Source organism: Streptomyces sp. LN549 (assembly GCF_043203805.1).
Classification (GTDB): domain Bacteria; phylum Actinomycetota; class Actinomycetes; order Streptomycetales; family Streptomycetaceae; genus Streptomyces.
This window is the reverse complement of sequence record NZ_JAZHRI010000002.1, coordinates 2,963,614-2,982,359: the sequence shown is the minus strand read 5'-3', so window position 1 is coordinate 2,982,359 and position 18,746 is coordinate 2,963,614. Positions and strand designations below refer to the sequence as shown.

Annotated in this window: 14 protein-coding genes; 3 read left to right on the top strand and 11 right to left on the bottom strand. The window is 70.7% G+C overall.

What is annotated here, in order from left to right:
- Positions 1-61: 61 nt before the first annotated feature.
- The 9 genes from SH922_RS13285 to SH922_RS13245 all read right to left on the bottom strand — a co-directional run bounded on the left by SH922_RS13285 (position 62) and on the right by SH922_RS13245 (position 11,025).
- Positions 62-1,396: a hypothetical protein gene (locus tag SH922_RS13285; protein ID WP_393058173.1), complete on the bottom strand. Its 1,335-nt coding sequence runs from the start codon at positions 1,394-1,396 to the stop codon at positions 62-64.
- Between the two features lie 112 nt (positions 1,397-1,508).
- Entirely contained in the window at positions 1,509-2,483 is a 975-nt protein-coding gene (locus tag SH922_RS13280) for a glutamate ABC transporter substrate-binding protein (protein WP_393063549.1), read from the bottom strand.
- An 89-nt stretch (positions 2,484-2,572) separates the two neighbouring features.
- A complete protein-coding gene (locus tag SH922_RS13275) occupies positions 2,573-3,976 on the bottom strand; it encodes a hypothetical protein (RefSeq protein ID WP_393058172.1) in 1,404 nt (467 codons plus the stop codon).
- A gap of 339 nt (positions 3,977-4,315) precedes the next feature.
- Positions 4,316-5,290, bottom strand: coding sequence for an N-acetylglucosamine kinase (locus SH922_RS13270; protein WP_393058171.1), 975 nt, complete (start codon positions 5,288-5,290; stop codon positions 4,316-4,318).
- Positions 5,281-6,546, bottom strand: a complete 1,266-nt coding sequence (locus SH922_RS13265; protein ID WP_393058170.1) for a 6-phospho-beta-glucosidase — start codon at positions 6,544-6,546, stop codon at positions 5,281-5,283. The genes SH922_RS13270 and SH922_RS13265 overlap by 10 nt, the downstream gene beginning before the upstream one ends.
- A gap of 3 nt (positions 6,547-6,549) precedes the next feature.
- Entirely contained in the window at positions 6,550-7,452 is a 903-nt protein-coding gene (locus tag SH922_RS13260; RefSeq protein WP_393058169.1) for a carbohydrate ABC transporter permease, read from the bottom strand.
- Position 7,453: 1 nt separating this feature from the next.
- Positions 7,454-8,395 carry a carbohydrate ABC transporter permease gene (locus SH922_RS13255; RefSeq protein WP_393058168.1) on the bottom strand — a complete coding sequence of 314 codons (942 nt, stop codon included), beginning with the start codon at positions 8,393-8,395 and terminating at the stop codon, positions 7,454-7,456.
- Positions 8,396-8,402: 7 nt separating this feature from the next.
- Positions 8,403-9,740, bottom strand: coding sequence for an ABC transporter substrate-binding protein (locus SH922_RS13250; RefSeq protein WP_393058167.1), 1,338 nt, complete (start codon positions 9,738-9,740; stop codon positions 8,403-8,405).
- Positions 9,741-9,801: 61 nt separating this feature from the next.
- Entirely contained in the window at positions 9,802-11,025 is a 1,224-nt protein-coding gene (locus tag SH922_RS13245; protein ID WP_393058166.1) for an ROK family protein, read from the bottom strand.
- Positions 11,026-11,455: 430 nt separating this feature from the next.
- Between SH922_RS13245 and SH922_RS13240 the strand changes: the two genes are divergently transcribed.
- Positions 11,456-13,030 (top strand): RHS repeat domain-containing protein, encoded by a 1,575-nt coding sequence (locus tag SH922_RS13240; protein ID WP_393058165.1) that lies wholly within the window; start codon positions 11,456-11,458, stop codon positions 13,028-13,030.
- A gap of 92 nt (positions 13,031-13,122) precedes the next feature.
- The gene (locus SH922_RS13235; protein ID WP_393058164.1) at positions 13,123-13,554 is read left to right on the top strand and encodes a hypothetical protein; all 432 of its coding nucleotides are present in this window, start codon (positions 13,123-13,125) and stop codon (positions 13,552-13,554) included.
- Positions 13,555-13,627: 73 nt separating this feature from the next.
- Here the strand turns inward: SH922_RS13235 and SH922_RS13230 are convergent, their stop codons facing one another.
- Complete coding sequence (locus SH922_RS13230) at positions 13,628-14,698, bottom strand: mechanosensitive ion channel family protein (protein WP_393058163.1); 1,071 nt, start codon at positions 14,696-14,698, stop codon at positions 13,628-13,630.
- Positions 14,699-15,074: 376 nt separating this feature from the next.
- Here SH922_RS13230 and SH922_RS13225 point away from each other — a divergent pair, with 376 nt between their 5' ends.
- Entirely contained in the window at positions 15,075-15,611 is a 537-nt protein-coding gene (locus SH922_RS13225) for an HNH endonuclease (RefSeq protein ID WP_250969730.1), read from the top strand.
- Positions 15,612-15,651: 40 nt separating this feature from the next.
- Here SH922_RS13225 and SH922_RS13220 read toward each other — a convergent pair whose 3' ends face one another.
- Positions 15,652-18,660, bottom strand: coding sequence for a beta-N-acetylglucosaminidase domain-containing protein (locus SH922_RS13220; RefSeq protein ID WP_393058162.1), 3,009 nt, complete (start codon positions 18,658-18,660; stop codon positions 15,652-15,654).
- Positions 18,661-18,746: the final 86 nt, after the last annotated feature.

The window sequence follows — 18,746 nt, the reverse complement described above, 5'->3', positions numbered from 1 at the left end:
GGCCACGATGCTCCGTCACTACCCGTTCCGCACACCCTCTGCCCCAAGATCCCCGGACGTCTCACGGGCGCCCCCGCCGGTCCTCGGGTCCGGACGGCCCGCGCCCGGCCAGCATGTCCAGCGCCGCGTCCTGGTAGCGCTGCACCGACAGTGCGGCGACCCGCAGATCGCACGGCGCGCTCCACAGCATCCGGCGCGCCGCGTCGTAACGCTCGATGAGGACCGGGTCCTCCGCCAGGCCGTGCCGGGCCACCTTCGCCTTGTACGCGTCGAGCCGGCCGCGCAGCTCCGCCCGGACGGCCAGCGGCGCCGTGACCGCCGTCAGCTGCTCCCGGGCCCGCAGCAACTCCTCGTCGGCCTGCCGCTCCAGGGACTCCAGAAGCGGTGAGAGCCGGTGCCACTGCGCGTGCCTGCGGTACTCCGACGCCGCGGCCAGACGCTCCTGGAGCGCCGTCGGCGGGCCGTTGACCGCGGGCACCTCGGACGCGGCGATCTTCGCCAGCACCTCACCGCGCGCCGCCCTGGCCTCGGCCAGGGTGCGGTCGGCCCGGGACAGGACATCGCGCAGCTGGACGAGGCGCTGCTCGGCGTCCTGCCGGACCGCGAGCACCGCCTCGACCTCCCGCCGTACCTCGTCCAGCGCCCGCGCCGCCCGGTCGTAGCGTGTCGTGTCCGGGCGGCCGCCGCCCGGCGCCGAACTCCCCGGCCCCGGCAGCCAGAACGCCAGCGGGTCGGAGATCACCTGCACCCGCAGCGTGGTCAGCTCCTGGACGATCGACTCCAGGTCGTCGCCCGACGGGTGCTCCCCGGGCCGTACGCCGACCGAGTGCGCCAGTGAGTGGGTGCGGCGCAGCTCGGCGGCGAGCAGGTCTATCCGGGCGGGCATCGCGGACCACACGGAGTCCGAGGCGACGATCATGTCGAGCGAGCGCGCGTACAGCTCGTTCATCCGCTGGACCAGTTCCTCCAGCGAGAAGCGCTCCGAGAGCCGGGCCGGGCCGGTGAGCGCCGGATCGTGGGCAGCGGCGGCATGCGCCACCGTGACCCCCTGGCCGCGCAGCAGCTCGGTGAGCGCCACCAGGTCCTCGCGGTTGGGCTGACGACGCCTGGCCCGCACCTCGCGCGCACGGTTCAGCGCTCCCGCGTACGCGTCGAAGTAGGTCCACAGCAGCGTGATCGACTGCTCGGTGGTGCTCCAGCGCTCCTTGGTGACACCGGTGAGGTCGGCGCCCTCCAGCAGACGGCGCCCGGCGTGGTCCTGCAGGGCGAGGAGCGAGGTCTCGATCGCCTCGTGCTCCGCGCCGAGCCGGGCCAGCGCACGGTCGGCCTCGTCCCGGTCCATGACCGGTCCGGGGGGCCGGGCCGCGTAGCTGGGGAAGGGGCCCGCGACGCCCATCGATCACCTCTCCGCTCTTCCTGCCGGGCGGGGGCCCGGCAGGATCAGTGCTGCCAACCCGCCGTCCGGGTGTCTGTGTCCCCCTGATCCGGCCTGATCCAAACGAGACGCCCTAGTCGTTCCGGTACTTGGGCGCCGGTGGTTCCTCTATTCCAGGCAGGCCGGCGGCCAGCCAATGGCGGTACGAGATCATCCAGGGGCTGTTCGCGCCACCGGTGCGGTAGCCGACCAGCACCTTGTTGACCCGGGACACCAGGTCGTCCGCGCCCTTCTTCGTGGCCACGCCGTAGTACTCGGTGGTGAAGGGGTCGCCCTTGAGCTCCACGGCAGGGTCCTGGGCGGCCTGGCCGGCCGCGAGGGCGTTGTCCGTGACGACCGCGTCGACCTCGCCCAGCTGGAGCCGCACCAGGCAGTCCAGCTGGTTGGGGACGGTGAGCTTGTCCTCGTCGGCCTCGGTGCCGTCGTGCTCGTCCTTGAACACGGAGCCGAACGACTCCTTCTCCAGGGCCTCGTACGCGGTGGAGCCTTCGGCGGTGCAGACCCGCTTGCCGGCCAGCGAGGAGTTGAAGCCGGTGATCGTCGAGTCCTCCTTCGACGCGAGGACCTGCTGACCGGCCTGGAAGTAAGCCGTGGAGAAGGACACCTGGTCCAGCCGGGCGCAGTTGATCGTCATCGTCCGGACGACGACGTCGACCTTGTCGTTCTCCAGCGCGGCGATGCGCTGGTTGGTGGGGATCGCCCGGAAGATCACCTGGTCCGCGCTGCCGAGGATGTCCTTGGCGATGGCCCGCACCAGGTCGATGTCGAAGCCCTCGAGATTCCCGGACTCCGGGTTGCGGAAGCCCCACTGGAAGCTGTTCTGGTCGACGCCGGCGATCAGTTTGCCGCGCGTCTTGATCCGCTGGATGGCGTCGCCGTCCACTTCGGCGGGCGGCAGGCTGGCCTCCGGGGCCGTGCAGTCGTCCGCCCGCGCCTGAACGGCGTGGGCCGTTCCGGGCCCCGCCCCCTGCGCGTCGAAGGCGTCCTTGCCGCCGTGGGAGAGCGGCAGCAGGGTCAGCGATGCCGTCACCGCGCAGGCCGCGGCCATGGCGGTCACCCCGCCCCAGCCGCGCAGCCGGCCCCAGCGGGCCGTCCCCGGGCCCCTCTTCGGGTCCTTCGCTGTCATCGCTCCCCCTGTCACCGGAACTCCGAGAGCCTGCGGTTGATCCCGACGATCGCCGCCACCGCGCCCAGTACGGCGAGGGCCGCGGCCCCGATCGGCAGCCCGCCCAGGGCTCCGCGTCCGTCCTCGGCGGCCTGGGTGAATTCACTCTGCTCGTGGGCGAGCGCCTTCCGCAGCGCCTCGTCCACGCGGCTGAAGGACTGCCCCGTCGAGTTCTCCGACCCGATGATCTGCTCCAGCGCGGTGTCGTAGTCGCCGCCGTCGTCGGTCTTGCGGGCGGTCCGGTGGCGGCCCTGCCACTCGGTGACAGCGGTGACGGCATCCGCCACGGGCTTGCCGCCCGCGGCGTCGTGGGTGTCCTCGGCGAGCTTCGTGGCCTTGCGCAGCTCTTCGCCGAGTGCCTTCATGGCCGTGCCGTAGTCGGTCTCGTACTTGTCGTTCTTGCCGTCCGGGGTGAGCACCGCGCCGCGGGCGACCACCGTGAGGTTCTCGCTGGAGCGCGCCTTCAGCGAGTCGATGCGCGCCCGGTTGAGCACGTCCAGGGACTGCTGCCCGTGCGTGTCGGCCTCGGCCAGATCGGACCGGGCCACCGTGTGCCCCACCGCCAGCCACAGCAGCACCACGGTCGCCGCCGCGGTCGCCGCGAGCAGTCCGTGGTTGAACACCCGGTTCGTCCTGCGGTAGTTGCGCCGCTGCGCCCAGAACAGCACGGCCAGCGCGATGACGCCGATGCCGAGCGAGAGGAACGGCCACGTCCGGGCGGAGCGGTAGTCCTGGTCGAGCCGGTCCGTCTCGGCCGTGTAGAGCCGCTCGGCGGCCGGCAGCAGCTCGTTCGCCATCTTCTGGTTCGCGTACCGGAGGTAGGCGCCGCCCAGCGGCAGCCCCTGCCGGTTGTTGGCGCGGGCGCGCTCGATCAGCCCGGTGTAGCGCGGAAGTTCCTTGTTGAGCGTGGTGATCTCGTGGCCGGACGTGGTCGACGCGTCCGTGTTGGCCGCGGCCTTCACCAGCAGCCGGGAGGCGTCGTCGATGTCCTTCACATACTGGTCGTGGACCGCCTTCGGTTCCTGCGGTCCGGCCAGGAAGCCGCTCGCGGCCGCCGCGTCCGCATCGGCCAGCGAGCGGTAGATGCCCGCCGCGTCCGCGCTGAGCGGCTGACTGTGTTCCACCACGTCGTTCGCAGCTGCCGCGCGGTCGCTGATCTCGAACGCGGTCACGGCACCGAACGCGACGACGAGCAGTGCCAGCACGGCTCCGATGATCTGGAGCCGGCCCGGCTCGGTGGTCGCCGCGGCACGCAGCCGCTCGGTCACCAGGGCCCGGACGCTGTGCGGCGGTGGCGCGGGTACGGCCGCCGCCGGCGCAGGCTGCTGCTCCGGCGCGTGGTGCGGCGCCGGTCGTACATTCGGCGGGTATGTCACTTGACCTCCCCCTCGGTCACTGACGGTGGCCCGCCCCCCGGCCGATCGGGGGACTGGTACCCGGCCAGAAGTATGGCCGCAGGGACCGGTGTCCACATGGTGAACGCCCGGATCCTGCACCGGTCCATGAAGCAGCCAACCGTGATCAACCGCAGTCACACAGCATTCGATCAAGATCGACGCCGTCGATCAAGACGATCGGCGGCGCAATCCCCGAAGCGGATCGATCTCCCCATTCATGAACACGTCCGGGGCAACTGATCGGTTCCCGTACGCAGAAGACGTCCCGTAACCCGAAGGCTACGGGACGCCTCTGACACGTTCCGGCGCGGCAGTCCGTCAGACGTACTGCGCCCGCAGCCTGGCGTGCACCTCAGGCGCCGCGCCCGTGCGGTCCAGGCCAAGCAGCCCGGCACCCAGCACCGGGGACTCCTTCATGACCCGCACCACCGCCTTGGGGGCGTGCACGGAGAGGAGTTCGGCGATCCGGTCGTCCAGCTGAGGGTGGCGGGCGGCCAGCACGCTGCCGCCCAGCACCACCGGAGCCTCCTCCCCGAGCAGCCCGAGGCGGGACAGCGCGACCGAGGACAGCGCCACGACCTCTTCGGCCAGCCGGTCCACGAGCCCGCGCGCCACCGCGTCGCCCGCCGCGGCGGTCGCGAACAGCACCGGCGACAGCTCATGCCGCCGCGCGGACTCGATCCGGCCCAGATGCAGCGCCTCGATCAGCGCGTACATCGAGTCGAGCCCGAAGTGCGCGGGCAGCGCACGGGCCAGTTCGGTCGGTTCACCGCGGCCGTCCTCGGCACGCGCGGCGAACCACATCGCCTCCTCGGAGAGCCCCGAACCACCGCCCCAGTCACCGGAGATCCGGCCGATCGCGGGGAACCGTGCGGTCCGCCCGTCCGGCACCATGCCGACACAGTTGATCCCCGCACCGCACACCACGGCCACTCCGCGCGGCTCATCGGCCCCGGCCCGCAGGATCGCGAAGGTGTCGTTGCGCACCTCCACCGTGCGACCCCACGCGCGGGCGCGCAGGGCATCGGTCAACTGCGCCTCCTCGACCGGCAGATCGGCGTTGGCGAGACAGGCGGAGACATGGGCGACGGACCCGGCGTCCGCACCGGCCGAGGCCAGCGCCTGCTCCACCGCGGCGCCGAGCACGTCCACGGCCGTACCGACACCGACCACCGGCGGCTGGAAGCCGCCGCCGCGGGCCGTGGACAGCACGGTGCCGTCCTCACCGATGAGTGCCACATCGGTCTTGCTGTTCCCCGCATCGATCGCGAGGACCGAACCGTTCACGCCCACGCGAGGTGCTCCCGGTTGTGCGCGATCAGCTTGTCGGTGAGCGCCTCGGCGTACTCGAACTGGCCGATCAGGGGGTGTGCGAGCAGCGCCTTGAACACCCGGTCGCGGCCACCGCGCAGGGCGGCCTCCAGAGCGAGGTCCTCGTACGCCGTCACGTTGGCGATCAGACCGGCGTACAGCGGGTCCAGCTCGGGTACGGCGAGCGGCGTCGCACCCGTCCCGTCGACTCGCGCCTGCACCTCGATGACCGCGTCGTCCGGCAGGAACGGCAACGTCCCCTTGTTGTACGTGTTGACCACCTGCACCGCGGGGCCGCCGCCGCCGAGCAGCGAGGCCGCCAGGTCCACGGCAGCCTCCGAGTAGAAGGCACCGCCGCGCTTGGCGAGCAGCGCGGGCTTCTCGTCCAGCGCCGGGTCGCCGTACATGGCGAGGAGTTCCTTCTCCATCGCGGCGACCTCGGCCGCCCGCGAGGGCTTGGTCCCGAGCTCCCGCACGACCTCGTCGTGCGCGTAGAAGTAGCGCAGGTAGTACGAGGGGACGACGCCGAGCCGGTCCACGATCGCCCGCGGCATGTGCAGGTCGTCCGCGATCGCGTCGCCGTGCTCGGCGATCAGCCGCGGCAGCACGTTCTCGCCCTCGGGGCCGCCGAGACGCACTCCGAGCTCCCAGCTCAGGTGGTTCAGCCCGACGTGGTCGAGGTGCACCTCACCGGGGGTCACGTCGAGCAGCCGGGCGAACTTGCGCTGGAAGCCGATGGCCACGTTGCACAGACCGACGGCCTTGTGCCCGGCCTGGAGCAGCGCCCGGGTGACGATGCCCACCGGGTTGGTGAAGTCGATGATCCAGGCGTTCGGGTTGGTGCTCCTGACGCGTTCGGCGATGTCCAGGACGACGGGGACGGTGCGCAGGGCCTTGGCGAGGCCGCCGGCCCCGGTGGTCTCCTGGCCGATGCAGCCGCACTCCAGCGGCCACGTCTCGTCCCGGTTGCGGGCGGCCTGGCCGCCCACGCGCAGCTGGAGCAGCACCGCGTCGGCGTCGGCGACGCCCGCGTCGATGTCCGATGTGGTGACGATCCTCCCCGGGTGGCCCTGCTTGGCGAAGATCCGCCGGGCGAGGCCGCCGACGAGTTCGAGCCGTTCGGCGTCCGGGTCGACGAGCACGAGCTCCTCGACCGGCAGGGTGTCCCGCAGCCGTGCGAATCCGTCGATCAGTTCAGGTGTGTAGGTGGACCCGCCACCCACTACTGCGAGCTTCATGAATCAGCCCTTTACTCCGGTCAGTGTGACGCCCTCGACAAATGCCTTCTGTGCGAAGAAGAAGACGACGATCACAGGGGCCATGACCAGAACGGTCGCGGCCATGGTCAGGTTCCAGTCGGTGTGGTGTGCGCCCTTGAAGGACTCAAGTCCGTAACTCAGCGTCCAGGCCGCCGGGTTCTCGGAGGCGTAGATCTGCGGGCCGAAGTAGTCGTTCCAGGCGTAGAAGAACTGGAAGAGGGCGACGGCGGCGATGCCCGGCTTGGCCATCGGGATCACGACGCGCAGCAGGGTGCGGAATTCACCGCAGCCGTCCACCTTCGCCGCGTCGAGATACTCGTTGGGAATGGTCAGCAGGAACTGCCGCAGCAGGAAGATGGAGAACGCGTCGCCGAACGCCATCGGGATGATCAGCGGCCAGAGTGTGCCGGACATGTCCAGCTGTTTGGCCCAGAACAGGTACATCGGGATGACGACGACCTGCGGCGGCAGCATCATCATCGAGATGACGAGCATCAGCGACAGGTGACGGCCGCGGAAGCGGAACTTGGCGAGCGCGTACGCCACGGGCAGCGAGGACACGACCGTGAGGACGGTGCCGAGGCCCGCGTACAGCAGGGTGTTCTTCCACCAGGTCAGAAAGCCCGGGGTGTCGAACACCTCCTTGTAGTTGCTCCACTCGAAGGGGTGCGGCCACAGGTCACGGGTCAGTGCCTGCTGGTCGCTCATCAGCGAGGTGAGGAACAGGAAGACGAACGGCAGCACGAAGAAGAGCGCGGCCGCGACGCCGAGCGAGTGCACACCGATCCAGTGCAGCAGTGCCTTGCGGCGCGCTACGCGTTCGGCCGGGGTGACGGGGTCACTCGCCGGGCCGGCGGCCTTCGGGGTGTCGAGAACCTGCGCCACGTCACTCACCTGCCTGGATCAGTCCGCTGCGGCGCCGCATCAGCAGTGCGGTGAACGCCATGGCGAGGACGAAGAGAACGAGCGCGACCACACAGGCGGAGCCGTAGTCGAAGCGCTGGAAACCGAGGTTGTAGACCAGCTGCGGAAGCGTCAGTGTCGACTTGTCGGGATAGCCGGGTTCGAACTGCTGCCCCGAGCCGCCCATGACACCGGACGCGACTTTCCCGGCCACCAGGGGCTGGGTGTAGTACTGCATCGTCTGGATGATGCCGGTGACCACGGCGAACATGATGATCGGCGAGATGTTCGGCAGCGTGACGAAGCGGAACCGCTGGTACGAGGAAGCCCCGTCCAGCTCCGCCGCCTCGTACTGCTCCTTCGGTACGTCGAGGAGCGCGGCCATGAAGATCACCATCAGGTCGCCGACCCCCCACACGGCGAGGGCGGTCAGCGCCGGCTTGGACCAGGTGGCGTCGGTGAACCAGCCCGGGGTCGGCAGTCCGAGCTCGCCGAGGATCGAATTGACCGGTCCCGTGCCCGGGTTGAGCAGGAAGACGAAGCCCAGCGTGGCCGCGACCGGCGGGGCCAGGTACGGCAGGTAGAAGAGCGTCCGGAAGACGCCGGTACCCGTCTTGATCTTGGTGATCAGCATGCCGATGCCGAGGCCGAAGACGACCCGGCAGGTCACCATGACCACGACCAGCCAGAGCGTGTTGCGCAGGGCGGGCCAGAACAGCGGGTAGTCGTTGAAGACGAACGACCAGTTCTGCAGCCCGCTGAACTCGGGGGCCGAGAAACCGTCGTAGCTGGTGAAGGAGAAATAGAGCGTGGAGATCAGCGGGTAGGCGAAGAAGACGCAGAACCCGATCAGCCACGGCGACATGAAGGCCGCCGTCCGAAGCGCCGCGCGGCGGCGCTTCGAACGGAGTGTGTACGTGCTCATCGTGGTGCTACTTCGCCTGTGCGATCGCGGCGTCGATTTCCTTGGCGGTCTTCTCCAGGCCCGCCTTCAGATCCTTCTGGCTGCCCTTCTCGACGTCGAAGCCGAGGTTCTGCAGGGACGTCAGGTACGCGCCGCCGTTCACCGAGGGCGGGGTGGTGGTGGACTTCGGGTCGGCCGCGATGTCCAGGAAGGTCTTGAAGCGCGGGTCGTACTTCAGCTTCGGCGACTTGAGCGCGGCCAGCGTGGACGGCACGTTGTGGATGGCGTTGGCGAAGTTCACCACCGCGTCGGTGTCGGTCGTCATGAACTTCACCAGCTCCCAGGCGGCGTTCTGCTTGCTGGAGGTGGCGGCGATCCCGGCGATGGTGCCGGTGATATAGCCCTTTCCGTACGTGTCGGCCTCGTCGTCGGCGACGGGCATCGGGGCCACGCCGATCTCGAACTTCGGCTTGGTCTCCTCGGCCATGCCGAGCCGCCACGGGCCGTCCATCTGCATGGCCACCTGGCCGGTGTGGAACGGGTGCTTGGCGCCCCACTCGTCACCGAAGCCGGTACGGAACTTCTCCAGCTTCCGGTAGCCGCCGAGCGAGTCGACCAGCTTCTTCTGGTTGGTGAGCATCGACGTGAACGCCGGATCCTTGGCGATGTTGGACTTGCCGTCCGCGTCGAAGTAGGTCGGGTTCCAGCTGCCGAGGTAGTGCTCGGTCGTCGACTCGTAGCCGTGGTAGTTCGGCATGAAGCCGAGCTGCTCGTACGAGTCACCCTTGGTCTTCGTCAGCTTCTTGGCATCGGCGGCGAACTCGGACCAGGTCTTCGGCGGGCTGGTGATGCCGGCGGCCTTGAACGCGTCCTTGTTGTAGTACAGGCCGTACGCGTCGCCCAGCAGCGGCACCGTGCAGCGCACGCCGTCGAACTGCGTGTACTCGTTCATCGCCTTCGGGAAGGTCGCGTCCGCGTCGATCCCGTCCTTCTTCAGGAACGGGTTGAGGTCGACGAAGGCCTTCGACGAACAGAACTTGCCCACGTTGTTCGTGGTGAACGACGAGACCACGTCCGGAGCCTTGGAACCGCCCGCGCGGAGCGCCTGGTTGATCTTGTCGTCGGTCATGTTGCCGACGACCTTCACGTGGATGTTGGGGTGCGCCTTCTCGAAGGCGTCGACCGTGTCCTGAATTCCCTTGACCTCGTTCGGGGCGCTCCAGCCGTGCCAGAAGTTGATGGTCGTGTCCTTGGACGCGTCATCACTGGCACCGGAATTGCTCTGCCCGGTACAGGCGGAGGCGAACAGGGCTATCGCGGCGGTCACGGCGAGCGCGACGGCCGGCTTCCGGCGGTTTCCGGACATGGTGGTGTCTCCCGATGAAGGGTTGGGGCAGGGAAGGAGGGCGTACGTGGACGGGGCGGGTTCAGCGCGAGGTGTCGAACACTTCGTCGCGGGTGGTGGCGAGCGCGCTCTCCAGCGCGCCGCGCAGTACGGGTCGGTGGGTCACTTCGCCGGTGATCAGCCGGGGCCGGGACGCCGCGAGCTCGGCGAGCTCGGCCGCAACCCGGCCGCGCAGCGGTTCCCCGCCGCGCGCGATCAGTTCACCGGACAGCACGACGAGCTCGGGGTCCAGGACGGCGACCATCGAGGCGAGACCGGTGGCCAGACCGGTGGCGAACAGATCGAGCAGCCGGCCGTACGGCCCGCCCTCACCCTGCTCCACGGCCGCGGCCGCCCGGCCCACCAGCTCGGCCGCGATCTCGTGATGGGTGCCCGGGCCGCGCACCGCCTCGTCGTCGATGCCGAGCTCGCGGGCCAGCCGGGCGAGCACCTGGGCGCCCGCCAGCTCCTGGAAGCCGCCCGCGTTCGCCTTGGTGACCTGGCGGACCAGCGGGGCGCCCGGTACCGGCAGGAAGCCGACCTCGCCGGCGCCGCCGGTGAAGCCGCGGTGGAGCCGGCCGTTGATGACGAGGGCGGCACCGAGCCCTTCCTCGTTCCACAGCAGCACGAAGTCGTCGTGCCCCCGCGCCGCGCCGAGCCGTTGTTCGGCCACCGCGACGAGGTTCACGTCGTTCTCGTACTCCACCGGCATCGGCAGGAAGGCCGCCAGCTCGTCCAGCAGGGTGGGGGAGTGCCAGCCGGGCAGGTGCGAGGCGTACCGCAGCCTGCCCGTGCCCGGGTCGAACGCGCCCGGCGTACCGATGACGACCCGGTGCACATCGGACCGCGTCAGCCCGGCCTCCTTGACCGCCCCGTCCAGCGCGTCCGCCACCTGGCGCACCACACTGTCGGCGCGCCGGCCCGGCGTCCGCAGCTCGAACTCGCCGACCGTCCGGCCCGTCACGTCGGCGACGGCGGCGACGATCCGCTGGGCGTTCACATCGAGCCCCGCGACATGGGCGGCCGAGGCGTTGACGGCGTACAGCTGCGCGTTGGGCCCGGGCCGCCCGGCCGCGGTCCCGGTGGCGACGACCAGTCCGGCCGCCTCCAGCCTGGCCAGCAGCTGGGAGGCAGTGGGCTTGGAGAGCCCGGTCAGCTTCCCGATCCGGGTCCGCGACAGGGGGCCGTGCTCCAGCAGCAGATCGAGTGCGGCGCGGTCGTTCATGGCGCGCAGAACGCGGGGGGTGCCCGGCGTGGTTCCGGCCATGATCACTGCACCTGCCCTCTGTTAGGAAAGTTTCCTATTCGGTGAGAGGACCGTAGGACGCGCGTCACCAGGGCGTCAATGGTCTGCACCGCGGTGGCAACCAAAGCGTTACCTGGGCGGGGAGGCGCCCGCGCGGCCCGGACCTTCGCCAGGCGGTGTCACGGGGCTGTGTATTCCCAACACTCACCTTGATGAACCGAGTTGTCCCGGCATTGGTTCGCTCGCGGGCCGTTGCGGCGGAGGTGCTCCGGCGGGGGTGTTCCCCGCGGGGTGGCCGGAGCTGTCCGCGGAACGCCCCACTCCCGCCCGACCGAAGCTGCCTGATGTCCGTGACACGACGGGCAGCGGCGGCTCAAGGAGGCGCGGACGTCGACCACCGTCGACTGCTCCGGCACAACACTCGGGGGCCCGGCTCCGTACCGCACCACGTATGCCTACGACGCGGCGGGACTGCGGACCTCCGAGACCCAGTACGACGCCGGGTACGACCAGTACCTACTGCTACACCAGCACCACTCAGCGCCGCACGCTGACCGCCACCACCAAGGCGACCGGCACGGCGCCCTGTACGGGAGTCGCCCCCACGTACACGTACGACAAGGCGGGCAACACGATCAAGCGGCCCGGCGCGTCCGCCGCGCAGGACCTGAAGTGGGACCCGGAGGGGCGTCTGGCGCTGCTCACGGAGGGAACCAGGAAGACGGGGTATCTCTACGACGCGGACGGCTCGCTGCTCATCCGCCGGGCCACCGGTGACGGGGAGAGCGTCCTCCACCTGGGCGGCACGGAGATCCACCGGAAGGTGACGGGCAGCACGACCAGAACCTGGGCCACCCGCTCGTACGCCGTGGACGGTACGGCCGTTGCCGTCCGGAGCAACGAGTCGGGCAGCCAGCGGCTCATGTTCCTGGCCGGGGACAACCACGGCACGTCGAGCATCGCCCTCGATGCGACGACCCAGGCCGTCACCAGGCGCTACTTCACGCCGTTCGGCGGCAGCCGTGGAGCAGCGGCCGGCACCTGGCCGAACGACAAACAGTTCCTCGGCAAGACCGCGGACACCGCCACCGGGCTCACGCACATCGACGCCCGCGAGTTCGACCCGGCCATCGGGCGGTTCCTCAGCGTGGACCCGCTGCTGGAGACCGACCGGCACCAGTCCCTGAACGGATACGCCTATGCCGAGAACAACCCGGTGTCGCTGTCGGACCCGACCGGCCTCGCCGTGTCCTGCTCCGGCAACGAGTGCTCACCGGAAGTGATCGCCGTCGAGGAGACCGCGGCCCCGCCGCTGGATCAGAGCGGTGGCTCGGGCACCAACGGCACGGCATCCAGCAGCAGTACCGGAAACACCTGCGACGCACGGTGCCAGGGAGCGCTCCTGTACGAGCAGCAGCGACTGCTCGCCCTGCGGCAGGCGCGCGCGGATCAGATCCGGATGTTGATGTACGGGGTCATGCCGCCGGCGACGAGACTGCTCCCCACGGTGGACCTGAGAGGCTGCAACGAGGACTGCCGGGCGGAGTTCCTGCGTCTGCACATCAAGAACATGCCGACGGGTAGTGGTTCGCACCGGGGCTTCAGTCTCTTCGATCCGGCGAACAACTTGTTGATCGGGCTGGGACAACGCGCCAGACGTGATTACGAGGTGTGGAAGGATCCCAAATTCCAGACAGCGATTATCGGCGTGATGTACCAAGGCGCGGCGGAGCTGGCCGGCGCCTCATGCAAGAACAAGCCGGACATCACGGTCTGCACGACGAACGCGCCGCTGTTCGGGCGTGGGGGGACGACCCTCGGGAGTACCTATGTCACGGCGCCAGGGGACATCAACAACGTGGACGCGGACAAGCTGAGACACGAGCGCAAGCACGTGAAGCAGTGGCAGAAACGGGGGTTCAAGTTCGCATACGACTACGCTCAGGAAGGGCTCTTCGACCCATGCGAGAACGCATACGAAGAGGCGGCGGGTTTTGCCGATGGCGACTACCCATGCACTCCGTGAGGGGGGAATGGCGAAGTATCCGCCTCGCGGCCGCAGCGCTTCTCTTCTCGGCCTCACTCTCCTCGTGCCAGCTGGCGCAGGGACCTCAGCCCATGCACTTCGGGTTCAGGATGGAGGGCAACGACATCCTCGTCGCCTATCCGATCTGTCCGTCGGAAGCCGTCTTCGGCGCCCAGATCGTGGTGAGTGTGGACGGACCTGGTCGTGGTGACGGCTTCGAAACCCGATGGCGGGCCACGGGCCCCCGATCGGACGCTGTCCGCAGGGGGGTGTTCGTCGTGGGGAGCGGTCGCAGTTTCGAGACGGAGACGAAGCCGCTGACCAAACGGCTGCCCAAGGCCTTCTACGTCGACGCGATTCTGGGCACGCGAGGGCACGAGGTGAAGGGGGACGAGGGTTCGGTCGACGTTGACAAGCTGAAGTCCGTCAAGCTTGGTGCTGACGAGTACAGGACGTCCAGGGGCAAGACCATGACCCGCGCCCAGATCAACGCCCAGCGCACCTGTCCCACGAAGACAGGATGACCCCACCCCCGCACCACGCACGAGGGGCGCCCCGCAGACCTCGCGGGGCGCCCCTCGGACGTGCGGGACCGTGCTACTTCGAGATGTTCGTCGCGGACGGAGGAATCGGCGTCGCCGCCAGGGACTGGGGCGAGGTGGCCGAGGCGTAGGCGGAGGGGGCGGCCATCGCCGCCGTGGGGTCGGCGGCCGAGGGCTCGTCGGGCTGGGCCGGGATGCCGCCGACCATGCGGATGCCCGCCGCGTCGAAGGCGCGCTTGATACGCCAGCGCAGCTCGCGCTCCACGCCCAGGGCCTTGCCCGGCATCGTCTTCGCGGTCACCCGGACCGTCATCGAGTCGAGCAGTACCGAGTCCAGGCCCAGGATCTCCACCGGGCCCCACAGGCGCTCGGTCCACGGGTCGTCCTTGGCCATCAGCTGGGCGGCCTCGGTGATCACCGTGCGTACCTGGTCGAGGTCCTCCGTGGGGCGTACCTGTACGTCGACGCCGGCGGTGGACCAGCCCTGGCTGAGGTTGCCGATCCGCTTCACCTCACCGTTGCGGACGTACCAGATCTCACCGTTGTCGCCGCGCAGCTTGGTGACCCGCAGGCCGACCTCGATGACCTCGCCCGAGGCGACGCCCGCGTCGATGGTGTCGCCGACGCCGTACTGGTCCTCGAGGATCATGAAGACGCCGGACAGGAAGTCGGTGACGAGGTTGCGCGCACCGAAGCCGAGCGCCACCCCTGCGACCCCCGCGGAGGCCAGCAGCGGGGCCAGATTGATCTCGAACGCGCCCAGGATCATCAGAGCGGCCGTGCCGAGGATCAGGAACGAGGCCACCGAACGGAGTACCGAACCGATCGCCTCCGAGCGCTGGCGGCGCCGTTCCGCGTTGACCAGCAGACCGCCGAGCGCGGTGCCCTCCACCGCCTGGGCGCTGCGGTTCATGCGCTCGATGAGCTTGGTCAGGGTGCGGCGGACGGCGATGCGCAACGCGATCGCGATGGCGGCGATGAGCACGATCCGCAGACCGGTGTTCAGCCAGGTGGACCAGTTCTCCTCCACCCAGCCCGCGGCGTTGCCGGCCTGCTTCGCCGCTTCGTCCAGCGAGCCACCGGGCTCGGGCGACGGGGCTGCGGCCAACAGGGCGGACAGGGGCACGGCGAAACCTCCAGTTGGGCGAGCGCTGAACAACCACACTAACGGGGCATCCGGAATGCTCCGTTGCCGTGATCGAGGGGAGAGACGCGTCTCACCCGGGGATATGGAAGGGGTAAGGGACCTGTCCGGCGAGGGCGGTGGCGGCGGTCTGTGCGGGCGGCCTGTGGCCGATCGCACACCGGGCGCGATCGCGGCGGCAGGGGCCCCGAAGCGCCTGTTCCGGCGCGTCCCGGTGTACGGGCGACAGGGCCCCGGAGAAAAATCCTTCCGGCCCGTTACCCGCACGTGGTGGCGCTCCGACCAGGCAGGAGGGGAGACTGAGATCGGATCGTCCCGGCGCGAGCCACGCGCCGCCGGCGTACAAGGAGGCGTCCACGTGCCGCATGTCCTGGTTCTCAACGCGTCGTACGAGCCACTCGGCGTCGTACCGCTCCGCCGCGCGCTCGTCCTCGTCCTCGAGAACAAGGCCATTTGCCTCGAGGAGTCCGGCGCCTTCATGCACAGTGCCACCCGTGCCGTCCCGGCGCCCAGCGTCGTCCGCCTGAAGCGGTTCGTCCGCGTCCCTTACCGGGGGCCCGTCCCGCTGACCCGCCGGGCGCTCTTCGCCAGGGACGGAGGGCGCTGCATGTACTGCGGCGCCGCCGCGACCAGCGTCGACCACGTCATTCCGCGCAGCCGCGGCGGGCAGCACGCCTGGGAGAACGTGGTGGCGGCCTGCCGCCGCTGCAACCACGTCAAGGCCGACCGCCATCTGCCCGAGCTCGGCTGGCGGCTGCACCAGCAGCCCGCCCCGCCGACCGGACTGGCCTGGCGGATCATCGGCACGGGACACCGCGACCCACGCTGGCTTCCCTACTTGCAACCGTTCGGCGCGGACGACGCGATGGCCCGGATCGACGGCATCTCGGCCTGAGCACCCGGGCCCCGGTCGTCCCGGGGCCCGGCGGGGTGCGTCAGTCGTCCTGCCCGGCCACCGCGTACGCCTGGACCGACCAGAGCGAGTAGCCGTACTCGGTGGCCCGCCCGTCGCCCTGGATCCGGATGAAACGGGTGTCCTTCGCGTCCATCCGGACCGATTCGTGGCCCCCGCCGCCGTTGCGGACGGTGGCCGCCGTGCGCCAGGTGCGGCCGTCGGCGGAGACCTGTACGCGGTAGCGGGAGGCGTAGGCGTCCTGCCAGTCCAGCACGACCTGGCCGATCCGGGCCGTGGCCGGCAGTTCGGCCTGCCACCAGGCGCCGTCCTCGGCCGGTGAGGACCAGCGGGTCTTCGGGTCGCCGTCCGAGGCCGCTGCCGCCGGGAAGTCCGCGGTCTCGTCGCCGGACGAGGAGGCGGTGGCCGTACGCAGCAGATCGGGGCCTGCCGTACGGGGGAAGGCCCGGACGGTCAGGGTGGTCTCCTCGGTGCCGAAGGAGAACGGCACCTGGTACTCACCCGCGGGCGTGTCCGCGGCGACGGTGATCTCCACGGGCACCCCGGTGCGGGAACCGCGCGGCACGGTCGTCTGCTTCGGCACCCGCACCTTGATGCCCTTGGGCGCCTTCGCGGTGAGTGCGCCGCGCACCTCGGCCGGGCGGCGCGCTGACAGCTGCGCCTCGACCCGCTGCGGCTTGCCGCCGATCTCGGCGTCCGTCTCCCCGCGTGCGAGATCGAGCCGGGCGGCGGGTTCGTCGCCGAACCACGGGACGAGCGAGCGCACCCGGGGAGCCGTTCCGGCCGACGGGGCGGCGCCCGCGAGCGGGGGGATGATCAGGGGCGGTGCGCCGGTGATCGCCGGGGTGGCGGTCGGCCAGCTGATCCGGACCGCGTCGGCCCGCACACCCTGGCCCGGCGACTGGGTCCAGCCCCGCGCCGACAGGGTGCCGAGGCTGCGCCAGCCCTCGCCGGGCACATGGGCCTGGACCGTGGCCCCCGACGCGGTCGTGTCGTCGCCGGGCACCGTCATCGCGGTGACGGCCTCCAGCGGGCGCACCCGGGCGAACCGCACCGTGTAGCTGCCCGGAGCCTCGGCCACCGTGCCGTTGTCGCGGTCCGAACCGGTCCAGGCGTCGGCCTCCTTGCGCGCCCGGTCGAGGAACGGGCCGAGCACGCCCTTGCCGACCGTCGCGCCGCCCGCCCGCACGGCCTTGAGAGCCGGGTCCAGAGCCAGCGAGGCCTCCCAGGCGGCCGCACCGTCGTCGCGTGACTGCGCCTGGAGCAGATCGACGGCCAGCTCGCCCGCCCTGCCGTAGCGGGCCAACTGCTCGCTCCACGGCCGCACTTCTTCATCCAGCCGCCCGTCGGCCAGCCCGGCCAGCCGCTGCGGGGTCTCGCGCATCACCGTGAACGCGGCCCGCAGCCGGCGTGCCGCCTCGTCGCGCGCCGGGGAGCCGTCGCCCGTACGGGAGTTCCAGAATGCGGCGAACAGCGGCTGCAGATACGCCGATTCGTCCCCGCCCAGCACCGAGCCCGTGCTGTTGCCCGCCAGTGCGCGCAGCGCGTCCCGGCTGCGGGCGTCGCCGTCCGCGAGATCGTCCAGGGCGGCCTGCCAGGACTCCTGCGGCTGGTACCCCTTCGGATTCCAGGCGAAGTCGGCGGCGGTGAACAGCGGGATCCGGGAAGCGGACGGCTGCTCCATCGCATTGGCCAGCAGCGCCGCCGAACCGATGGCGACCGCCGGGTCCCGGCCGGTGTACGGGCCCAGGAAGATCCGGTCCTGCGCGTAGTCGTTGACGGGGTAGTTGTCCATCGTGACCAGCGGATGGCGGAACGTGGTGCGGGCACCGGCCAGTTCGCCGCCGGTGATGGTCCTCGGTACGACCCCGACCCCGGTCCAGGCGACCTGCACCCGCTCGTCGAGCTCCCGGGCGAGCGCGGTGCGGTAGTCCGTCGCCCCGTCCTGGTAGAACTCCGTCGGCATCATCGACAGCGGCTCCGAGCCCGGGTGGCGGTCCGCGAGGTGCTGCGCCACCGCGCTCACGACGCGGGCCTGCGCCCTGGCCGCCGCCTCCGGGCCGCTGCCGAAGGTGTCGGCGTCGGCCGAGCAGTGCCATTCGCTGTAGCTGACGTCCTGGAACTGCACCTGGAAGACCCGCACGCCCAGCGCCCACATCGCGTCGATCTTCTTCGTCAGCGCCTTCACGTCGCGGTCCGACGACAGGCACATGGACTGGCCAGGAGCCACGGCCCAGCCGAGCGTCACATGCTCGGCGGCGGCCCGCTCGGCCAGCGCGCGGAATTCGGCACGCTGCCCGGCGGGATAGGGATCGCGCCAGCGGTCCTGCCGGTACGGGTCGTCGCCGGCCGCGTAGAGGTACCGGTTCTGCTTGGTGCGCCCCATGAAGCCGAGCTGGGAGAGCCGTTCCTCCTGGGACCAGGGCTGTCCGTAGAAGCCCTCGGTCATCCCGCGTACGGCGCCGGCCGGCCAGTCCCGGACGGTGACGCCGGCGATGCGGCCGCCCCCGGTCAGCTGACGCAGCGTCTGCACCGCGTGGAACAGGCCGTCGTCACCGACGCCGTCCACGGCGACGGTGTCCCGGCCCGCGACCCGGCCGACCGCGATCCGGTAGCCGCCGGACGGGAGATCGGTGCGGTCGGGTGCGCGCAGCGTGCGCAGTGCGTCGACGGCGCCGTCCCCGCCGAGCCGGATGACGGGCCCGCTGCCGGGCAGTTCCTCGTGGACGGTCCGAACACCCGCGTCGCGCAGCACCTGGCGGAGCGCGTCGACCGCGTACGGGTCGGCCCGGCCGTCGGCGAGGAGCGTCACCTCGCCGGAGAGCGGGACCGAGGACCCGGACACCTTGATGCTCTGCGGCCGCGGCCAAACGGCGGGCGGCGCGGCGTCGTCGGTGCGGTCCGGGGTGGTGACGGCGGGGGTACCGGGCGGCGAGGGGGCTGCGACGGCGGCCGGGGCCCCCGCGGAGAGCAGCCCGCCGAGCACGGCCACGGCGACGGCCGTCGCGTGCTTCCTGCGCCTGAGCTGCATGCCTGTCTCCCCTCGCTTCCACCGGTGGGCACCGAGCCCACCACCCGCGCGCGAGGGTGTCAATGCGCATGGTCGTTGTAGGGTAA

Bases quoted from the DNA above. Each gene is read 5' to 3' on its own strand.
- SH922_RS13280 (WP_393063549.1), bottom strand. From the start codon at position 2,483: ATGGCCGCGGCCTGCGCGGTGACGGCATCGCTGACCCTGCTGCCGCTC.
- SH922_RS13235 (WP_393058164.1), top strand. From the start codon at position 13,123: ATGCACTTCGGGTTCAGGATGGAGGGCAACGACATCCTCGTCGCCTAT.
- SH922_RS13245 (WP_393058166.1), bottom strand. From the start codon at position 11,025: ATGGCCGGAACCACGCCGGGCACCCCCCGCGTTCTGCGCGCCATGAAC.
- SH922_RS13240 (WP_393058165.1), top strand. From the start codon at position 11,456: ATGCCTACGACGCGGCGGGACTGCGGACCTCCGAGACCCAGTACGACG.
- SH922_RS13220 (WP_393058162.1), bottom strand. From the start codon at position 18,660: ATGCAGCTCAGGCGCAGGAAGCACGCGACGGCCGTCGCCGTGGCCGTG.
- SH922_RS13265 (WP_393058170.1), bottom strand. From the start codon at position 6,546: ATGAAGCTCGCAGTAGTGGGTGGCGGGTCCACCTACACACCTGAACTG.
- SH922_RS13285 (WP_393058173.1), bottom strand. From the start codon at position 1,396: ATGGGCGTCGCGGGCCCCTTCCCCAGCTACGCGGCCCGGCCCCCCGGA.
- SH922_RS13255 (WP_393058168.1), bottom strand. From the start codon at position 8,395: ATGAGCACGTACACACTCCGTTCGAAGCGCCGCCGCGCGGCGCTTCGG.
- SH922_RS13250 (WP_393058167.1), bottom strand. From the start codon at position 9,740: ATGTCCGGAAACCGCCGGAAGCCGGCCGTCGCGCTCGCCGTGACCGCC.